This window comes from Saccharothrix sp. NRRL B-16348 (genome assembly GCF_001280085.1).
In the GTDB taxonomy this organism is placed as follows: domain Bacteria; phylum Actinomycetota; class Actinomycetes; order Mycobacteriales; family Pseudonocardiaceae; genus Actinosynnema.
In genome coordinates this window covers 198,569-205,720 of record NZ_LGED01000208.1, presented here as the reverse complement: position 1 = coordinate 205,720, position 7,152 = coordinate 198,569, and the positions used below count along the sequence as shown (strand labels likewise).

The 7,152-nt window shown below is 71.9% G+C and carries 8 protein-coding genes and 1 pseudogene; 1 reads left to right on the top strand and 8 read right to left on the bottom strand.

Translation table 11 applies throughout. The features are described 5' to 3' along the window. The 4 genes from ADK67_RS26025 to ADK67_RS26010 form a co-directional block, all read right to left on the bottom strand. On the bottom strand, window positions 1-153 hold a 153-nt coding region (locus tag ADK67_RS26025), incomplete at its 3' end, for a flavin reductase (RefSeq protein WP_197289615.1). 363 nt (window positions 154-516) lie between these two features. Then, window positions 517-1,470 carry an ABC transporter substrate-binding protein gene (locus ADK67_RS26020; RefSeq protein ID WP_053719116.1) on the bottom strand — a complete coding sequence of 318 codons (954 nt, stop codon included), beginning with the start codon at window positions 1,468-1,470 and terminating at the stop codon, window positions 517-519. Between the two features lie 18 nt (window positions 1,471-1,488). Further along, the gene (locus tag ADK67_RS26015) at window positions 1,489-2,253 is read right to left on the bottom strand and encodes an amino acid ABC transporter ATP-binding protein (protein WP_053719115.1); all 765 of its coding nucleotides are present in this window, start codon (window positions 2,251-2,253) and stop codon (window positions 1,489-1,491) included. After that, complete coding sequence (locus ADK67_RS26010) at window positions 2,241-3,134, bottom strand: amino acid ABC transporter permease (protein WP_053719114.1); 894 nt, start codon at window positions 3,132-3,134, stop codon at window positions 2,241-2,243. Before ADK67_RS26010 ends, ADK67_RS26015 begins: the two co-directional genes overlap by 13 nt. A 185-nt stretch (window positions 3,135-3,319) precedes the next feature. Here ADK67_RS26010 and ADK67_RS53870 point away from each other — a divergent pair. Beyond that, window positions 3,320-3,482: pseudogene (locus ADK67_RS53870) on the top strand (transcriptional repressor LexA); the annotation flags it as partial. A gap of 10 nt (window positions 3,483-3,492) precedes the next feature. Here the strand turns inward: ADK67_RS53870 and ADK67_RS26005 are convergent. The 4 genes from ADK67_RS26005 to ADK67_RS25990 form a co-directional block, all read right to left on the bottom strand. Beyond that, the gene (locus tag ADK67_RS26005; protein WP_053719113.1) at window positions 3,493-4,161 is read right to left on the bottom strand and encodes a response regulator transcription factor; all 669 of its coding nucleotides are present in this window, start codon (window positions 4,159-4,161) and stop codon (window positions 3,493-3,495) included. Continuing rightward, a complete protein-coding gene (locus ADK67_RS26000) occupies window positions 4,158-5,588 on the bottom strand; it encodes a sensor histidine kinase (RefSeq protein WP_053719138.1) in 1,431 nt (476 codons plus the stop codon). Before ADK67_RS26000 ends, ADK67_RS26005 begins: the two co-directional genes overlap by 4 nt. Beyond that, window positions 5,581-5,916: a hypothetical protein gene (locus ADK67_RS25995; protein ID WP_157620835.1), complete on the bottom strand. Its 336-nt coding sequence runs from the start codon at window positions 5,914-5,916 to the stop codon at window positions 5,581-5,583. The genes ADK67_RS26000 and ADK67_RS25995 overlap by 8 nt, the downstream gene beginning before the upstream one ends. A gap of 78 nt (window positions 5,917-5,994) precedes the next feature. After that, window positions 5,995-7,146 (bottom strand): glycerate kinase family protein, encoded by a 1,152-nt coding sequence (locus tag ADK67_RS25990; protein WP_053719111.1) that lies wholly within the window; start codon window positions 7,144-7,146, stop codon window positions 5,995-5,997. Window positions 7,147-7,152: the final 6 nt, after the last annotated feature.

Below are 7,152 nucleotides of genomic sequence, written 5' to 3'. Positions count from 1 at the left end.
GCCCTCGCCGATCCACACCACGATCAGCGGCGGGTCCATGCTCGCCGACGTGAACGAGCTGACCGTCACGCCCACCGGGCCGTCCGGGCCCGTCGCGGTCACGATGCCGACCCCTTGCGGGAAGTCACGGAGTGCCGTGCGCAGGTCCGTCATCGCGTCGCCCCCACCGCCGGGCTGGGATTGCCGACCAGGACGCCGATGACGAGTGGCTGGGTCATGCTCCCGAGCATTCCAACGCCACCGACGCCCTTCAAGGTCGTCCACCCTCCGGGATTTCCGCTGGGACCGAAGCATGTTCGGCATCAGCGCAAGACCGTTCACATGATGAAACGGCATTGGCCTGGTCCGGCGCGCGTGCGTAGATGGGAGGATGAGGAAGGTCAGGTGTCATGGCACGTTTGCGACGCGGCTTTCACCGGCTCCGCTCGCTGGCCCGTTTCGAGGCCGATGCCTGGGCGGCGCTGCGGTTCACGACGTCGTGAACCGCCGGCGAGCCGGACGTAGCGCCACACGTGGTCACGACTTGGGCAGACCCGGTGGGTTGACCTCGCTCTTGTCGACGGCCTCGTCGCCCAACCCCCACCGGTCCAGGACCTCGGCGTACTCGCCGGTCCCGATCAGGTGGTCGATGGCCTCGGCGATCGGTTCCACCAGGCCGCTGCCCTTCTTCGCGGTCACGGCGATCTTGCCGACGGTCGCGCCGCCACCGGAGAACGTGCCGATCACCTCGGTCTTGCCCGACGTGGCCGCGTGGTACGCCGAAGTGGGGTTGGGGCCGAGGTAGGCGTCGATCCGGCCCGACTCCAACGCCAGGTAGTAGTCCGACGCGTTCTGGAAGTACTTGATGTCGGTGGCCGACAGGCCGCGCGCCTCGTTGGCCCTGCTCCAGTCGACCAGGATCTTCTCCTGGTTCGTGCCCGACTGCACCGCGATGACCTTCCCGGCCACGTCCTCCGGCTTCGCCACCCGCCACGCGCCGCCCTTCTTCGCCTCGAACGCCAGGGTGTCCAGCCGGTAGGTGGCGAAGTCGTACTTCTCCTTGCGCTCCTCGGTCACCGTGATGTTCGAGATCCCCACCTGGTACGCGCCGCTGTCCAGGCCGACGAACAGGTTCTCCCACGACGTGGCCTCGAGCTGCGCGTCCAGCCCCAGCACGCCGGCGATCAGCACCGCGATGTCGGTCTCCACCCCGATCGGCGTCTTGTCGTCGGTGGCGTAGAAGCGCAACGGCGGCGCGGTGCCGATCGACCCGCCGACGATGAGCTTCCCGCCGGCGCGCAACTCCGCGGGCAGCTTGGCCGCGATGGCGTCTACTTTGGACGCGGTCACGCGTTGCTGGTCCGGGCCGAGGTTGACGGTCTTGCCGGCGGCGACCACTTGGTCGACGGTCACCCCGTCATCGGGGGAGGCGCCGCACGCCGCCAACGACAGGGCGGCGGCCACCACGGCGGTGATCTTCAAGAAGGACAACGGTATCTCCCTACCGCTCTAGAGCACTTTGGAAAGGAACGCGCGGGTGCGCGCGTGTTGCGGGTGGTCCAGCACCTGTGACGGCGGCCCCTGTTCGACCACGACCCCGTCGTCCATGAACACCACGGTGTCGGCGACCTCGCGGGCGAAGCCGATCTCGTGGGTGACCACGATCATCGTGGTGCCGCCGCGCGCCAGGTCCTTGATCACGTCCAGCACCTCGCCGACCAGCTCGGGGTCCAGCGCGGACGTCGGCTCGTCGAACAGCAGGACCTTCGGCTCCAGCGCCAGGGCACGGGCGATGGCGACGCGTTGCTGCTGCCCGCCGGACAGGTGCCGCGGGTACGCGGACTCCTTGTCGGACAACCCGACCCGCTCCAGCAGCCGACGCGCCTGCGCACGTGCCTCGGCCACGGGCTTCCGCCGTGCCGACACCGGCGCCTCCACGATGTTCTCCACCACTGTCAGGTGCGGGAACAGGTTGAAGTTCTGGAACACGAACCCGATGTTCGTGCGCTGCCGCAGCACTTCGCGTTCCCGCAGCTCGTACAGCTTGTCGCCACGCTGCCGGTAGCCGATCAGGTCGCCGTCGACGCGCACCAGCCCGCGGTCCGCCCGCTCCAGGTGGTTGATCGTGCGCAGCAGCGTCGACTTGCCCGAGCCGGACGGCCCGAGCACGACCACCACCTCGCCCGCCGACACCTGCAGGTCGACGCCTCGCAGCACCTCGTTGTCGCCGAAACGCTTGTGGACGCCGAGGACGTCCACCATCACCTCGCCCATTTCCACCCGTCCTCGTTCCTGGTCGCGCCCTTGGCGTAGTGCTTCTCGACGTAGTGCTGCACGACGGACAGCAAGGTGGTCAACGCGATGTACCAGACGGTGGCGACCATGAGCAGCGCGACCACCCGCGCGTTGCGGCCGTAGATCACCTGGACCTGGTAGAACAGCTCGCCGATGGCCACCACGGACACCACCGAGGTGCCCTTGAAGAGGCTGATCACCTCGTTGGTCGCGTTGGGCAGGATGGACCGCATCGCCTGCGGCAGCACGATCCGGCGGAACTGGCGCGCCCTCGGAATGCCGAGCGCGGCGGCGGCTTCGAGTTGGCCGTGGTCGACCGAGATGACACCGGAGCGCACGATCTCGGCCGCGTACGCCGCCTGGTGCAGCGCCAGCCCGAGCACCGCCGCGCCCATCGGGCTGATCAGGTCCTTGGTGTCGAAGCCGATGAACGTCGGCCCGAACGGGATGCCGAAGCGCAGCTCCTCGTACAGGTAGGAGATGTTGAACCAGAACAGCAGTTGCACGATCAGCGGGATGGAGCGGAACGCCCAGACGTAGGTCCAGCTCACCGCCTCCAGGAACCGGCTGCGCGACAACCTCATCAGGGCCAGCACGATGCCGAGCGCGAAACCGATGACGGTGCCGTAGAACGTCAGTTCCAGGGTCACCACGACGGCTTCGAGAATCGACCTCGCGGTGAAGAACCGGGCGAACGTGGCCCAGTCCCAGCCGGGATTGGTCACCAGACCGCTGATGAACTGCGCGACCAGCACCGACGCGACGACGATGCCGACCCACCGCCACGGGTGGCGGGCGGCCACGACTTTCGGCGCCGGTGAGTCGAGGGCACGCGAGCGCGGTCGCGCGGACACGCTCATGGCGGGGTCCTTTCCGGAGGGGCCGGGCGGCGAAGGAGGCGCCCGTTGAACGGCCGGAGTCACGGGGTGGCGGAAACGTAGCCACTTCGCCGCAGCACGAACAAGACCGCCCACGTGCTGAGCCACTGCGGGGTGGAGGTTGACAAACGACGGGGTCGCCAGGGCAGCCCAACAGTCACGATGAGCAGCTCCATTCGGGCCGGATCGTCGCCGCGGTGATCGACGACGAGGCCGTGCCGGCGCTGTGACGGCCACGTGCGCCTGGAGCCGCGCATCCCCGCCTACCAGGCGATCGACGGCGACCGGGCCGTGGTCTTGGGCGTCGTGGTGTCGGTGCTGCGCGGTGTCTGTGACCGGGTCAGCACGTCACGTCGAAGGCGTAGCCCATGCCGCGCGCGGTGCGGATGCGGGTCGCGCCGACCTTGCGGCGCAGTGCCCGGACGTACACGTCGACGATGTTGGAGCCGGGGTCGAAGTCGTAGCCCCACACGTGGGACAGGATCTGCTCGCGGGACAGCACCTGGCCGCGGTGGCGCAGGAACAGTTCCAGCAGCGCGAACTCCCGCGCGGTCAGGTCGACCGCCGTCCCGTCGACGTCGGCCCGCCGGGTGCGCAGGTCCAGGGCCACGGGCCCCGCGTGCAGCACGGTGGGCTCGGTGGCGGTCTCGTTGCGCCGCAGTCGCAGCCGCACCCTGGCCAGCAGTTCCTCGAACCGGAACGGCTTGGTCATGTAGTCGTCGGCGCCGCCCTCCAAACCGGCGACGGTGGCGCGGACCGAGTCCTGGGCGGTCAGGATGATGACGGGGGTGGTGTTGCGCCGCTCGCGCAGCGTGCTCAGCACCGAGAACCCGTTGCGTTCGGGCAGGCCGAGGTCCAGCACGAGCAGGTCGAAGCGGCCGGTGAGGGCGTGCTGGAGCGCGCTCTCGCCGTCGGCTACCACGGTGGTGGCGAACCCGTTCGCGATGAGTCCTTTTTGGACGAACGACGCGATGCGGGCCTCGTCCTCGGCGATCAGGATGCGGGTCACGGGCTGCCTCCGGGTCGGGTGGGGATCTCGATCGCGAAACGGGCGCCCGCGCCCGGCGCGGACGTCACGCGGACCAGGCCGTGGTGGGCCTCGGCGATGGCGCGCACGATGGCGAGTCCGAGGCCCGCGCCCGCGCGGTGGCCGGCGGCGCCGCCGGTGGAGCCGCGGCCGAACCGCTCGAAGATCGCCTCGACGTCCTCGGGCCGCACGCCCGGCCCGCGATCCGCGACCCAGAACGACACGACGCCGTCCCGCACCGCCGAACCGATCAGGACCTCCGAGCCGTCCTCCGTGTGCTGCACGGCGTTCTGCGCGAGCTGGACGACGGCCTGGGTGACGCGCTGCTCGTCCAGCCGCACCTCGCCCTCCCCGATGGCCTCCAGCCGCCACCGCCGGTCGCCGATCGCGCGGACCTTGGCGTAGAGGTCGCTGGTCAGCTCGGCCACCTCCACCGGCGCGGGCGTGATGAAGTCCGGCTGCTCGGCCTTGGCCAGCAGCAGGAGGTCCCCGACGATGCGGTTCATCCGGTCCAGCTCGTCGGTGCACAACCGGACCGTCTCGGCGCGCTCGGCCGGGTCGTCGCCCAGCAGCTCCAGGTGGCCGGAGACGATGGTGATGGGGGTGCGCAGCTCGTGACCCGCGTCGTCGAGGAACCTGCGCTGGGTGGCGAAGGCGCGCTCCAGGCGGTCGAGCATGGCGTTGAACTGCTCGGCGAGAGCGGCGATGTCGTCACGGCCCTCGACCGGGATGCGCCTGGTCAGGTCGTGCTCGGTGATCTCGGCGGCGGCGCGGCGCACCAGCCGCACCGGGTTGAGGATCTGGCCGGCGACGAACCAGGCGGCCGCGCCCGCGAGCACCACGCCGAGCAGCCCGACCAGCAGCAGGGTGCGCACCGTGGTGGCGACCTCGTCGCGGTCGCGGTCCACGAAGTAGCCGACCACCAGCGCGCCCCGGTCGTCGCCGAAGCCCCTGGCGTCGACCCGGATCCAGCGCATCTCCCCCGCCGGGGTCGCGACGGTGCCGCTGGTGGCGGGCGCGGTGAGGATCGGGTCGAGCACCTCGGGATGGCCGCCGAGGCGGAACGGCTCCTCCCGGTCCTGGAGGATCGGCCCGGCGATCGGGGTCCAGGCGAGGATCACCTCGTCGTCGTCCACGTACTGGCGCTGGAGGTGCGCGGACAGCGCCTCGCGCACGTCGGCGAACGGCTGGCCGGTGGCCCGGTCCACGCCCTCGGCCAACACCTGGCTCAGCTCGGCGGCCTCCTGCTCCAATGCGGCGTTGACGTCGCGGTCAACCTCGCGCAGGAGCAGGTTGTGGGTGACCAGGGTGGTGGCCAGCGACACGACCGCGACCAGGAGCAGCAGCCAGCCCATGATCCGCACGCGGGCCGGCACCGCCCGCGCGCGGCGCGGCACCGGCTCAGTCATCGCCGCCGTCGGAGTCACCGCCCCCGTCGTCATCGTCGTCGCCCGGCGGGACGGGCGGTGGCGGTGCGACCACGACCGGCGCCGGTGGCGCGGGCGGCGCGGTGGTCGTCGGGTCCGCCGGTGGCGCGGGCGTCGTCGTCGTGGGCGCGCTCGTCCCGGTCGCGCTTGTCCCGGTCGTGGACGGGTCCGGCACGGCGTTGTCGCGCAGGCGGACCTCCACGGGCGCGGTCGGCGCGGGTTCGCCGGGCAGCGCCCAGGTCACCAGGGCCGCGCCGAGCGGCAGCGCGATCGCGGCGGTCACCAGCGCGATCCTGGGTGGGGTTGGCATGGGTCCACTTTCGTCGCGCGGTCGGAATCCCCGATGAGAGCCACGTGAGGAATTCTTCATCTTGTTGCTCCGGACGGTCTAGCCGACAGGGGTGATCCTGGTCCCCACCAGCACCAGCCGCAGCACCCGCTCGGCGGCGTCGGTCAGGAACTCCGCGCCGCGCAGGATCGACTCGTCCAGGGAGACCGGGCGGGGCAGGATGGCCTGGAAGGCGTCTATGCCGGCGGCGTAGGCGCTGTCGGCGTGGCTGCCGATGGTCCCGGTCAGGGCGATGACGGGCTTGCCGTGCGCCTTGGCGCGGCGGGCGACCTCGCCGGGCACCTTGCCGTAGGGGGTCTGGGCGTCGATGGCGCCCTCGGCGGTGACCACGAGGTCCGCGGCGGCCAGGCGGGCGTCGAGGTCGACGTGGTCGAGCAGCACGTCGAAGCGCGGCAGCAGGGGCGCGCCGAGCACGGCGTGCAGCCCCGCGCCGAGACCGCCGGACGCGCCGGAGCCGGGGCGCCGGGCCACGTCCGCGCCCAGGTCGCGGCGCAGCACGTCGGCCCAGGTGTCCAGGGCGGCGGCCAGCTCGTCCACCTGCGCGGGCGAGGCGCCCTTCTGCGGCCCGAACACCCTGGCCACGCCGCGCGGACCGCACAGCACGTTGTGCGGGTTCACCGCCAGCCGCACATCGACGCCCGCCAGCCGGGGGTCCAGGCCGGTCACGTCCACCGATCGCACCCCGGCGAGCGCGGTCCCGCCCGGCGCGACCTCGCGCCCGTGCCGGTCGAGGACCCTCGCGCCGAGCGCCTGGAGCGCGCCCGCGCCGCCGTCGGAGGTGCCCGAGTCGCCGCAGCCCACCAGCACCGAGCCGCACCCGGCGTCGAGCGCGGCCAGCACCAGCTCGCCGACGCCGCGGCTGGTGGTGCGGCCCGGGTCGCGCAGGTCTTGGGGCACCAGCCGCAGGCCCGCGGCGGCGGCCATCTCCACCACGGCGGTGCGCCCGTCGCCCAGCACCGCGAAGTGGGCCCGCACGGGCTGCCCGACCGGGCCGGTGACGACGGCGTCGACGAGCCGGCCGCCGGTCAGGCCGGCGAGCGCGGCGGCGGAGCCCTCGCCGCCGTCGACCAGCGGGACGCGGTCGACCTCGGCGGACGGGATGACGCGGCGGACGCCGGTGGCGATGGCGTCGGCGGCGGCCTCCGCGCCGAGGCTCTCCTTGAAGCCGCTGGGTGCGACGACGATGCGCATGGGTCT

Bases quoted from the DNA above. Each gene is read 5' to 3' on its own strand.
- ADK67_RS26015 (WP_053719115.1), bottom strand. From the start codon at position 2,253: ATGGGCGAGGTGATGGTGGACGTCCTCGGCGTCCACAAGCGTTTCGGC.
- ADK67_RS26010 (WP_053719114.1), bottom strand. From the start codon at position 3,134: ATGAGCGTGTCCGCGCGACCGCGCTCGCGTGCCCTCGACTCACCGGCG.
- ADK67_RS26000 (WP_053719138.1), bottom strand. From the start codon at position 5,588: ATGACTGAGCCGGTGCCGCGCCGCGCGCGGGCGGTGCCGGCCCGCGTG.
- ADK67_RS25995 (WP_157620835.1), bottom strand. From the start codon at position 5,916: ATGCCAACCCCACCCAGGATCGCGCTGGTGACCGCCGCGATCGCGCTG.
- ADK67_RS25990 (WP_053719111.1), bottom strand. From the start codon at position 7,146: ATGCGCATCGTCGTCGCACCCAGCGGCTTCAAGGAGAGCCTCGGCGCG.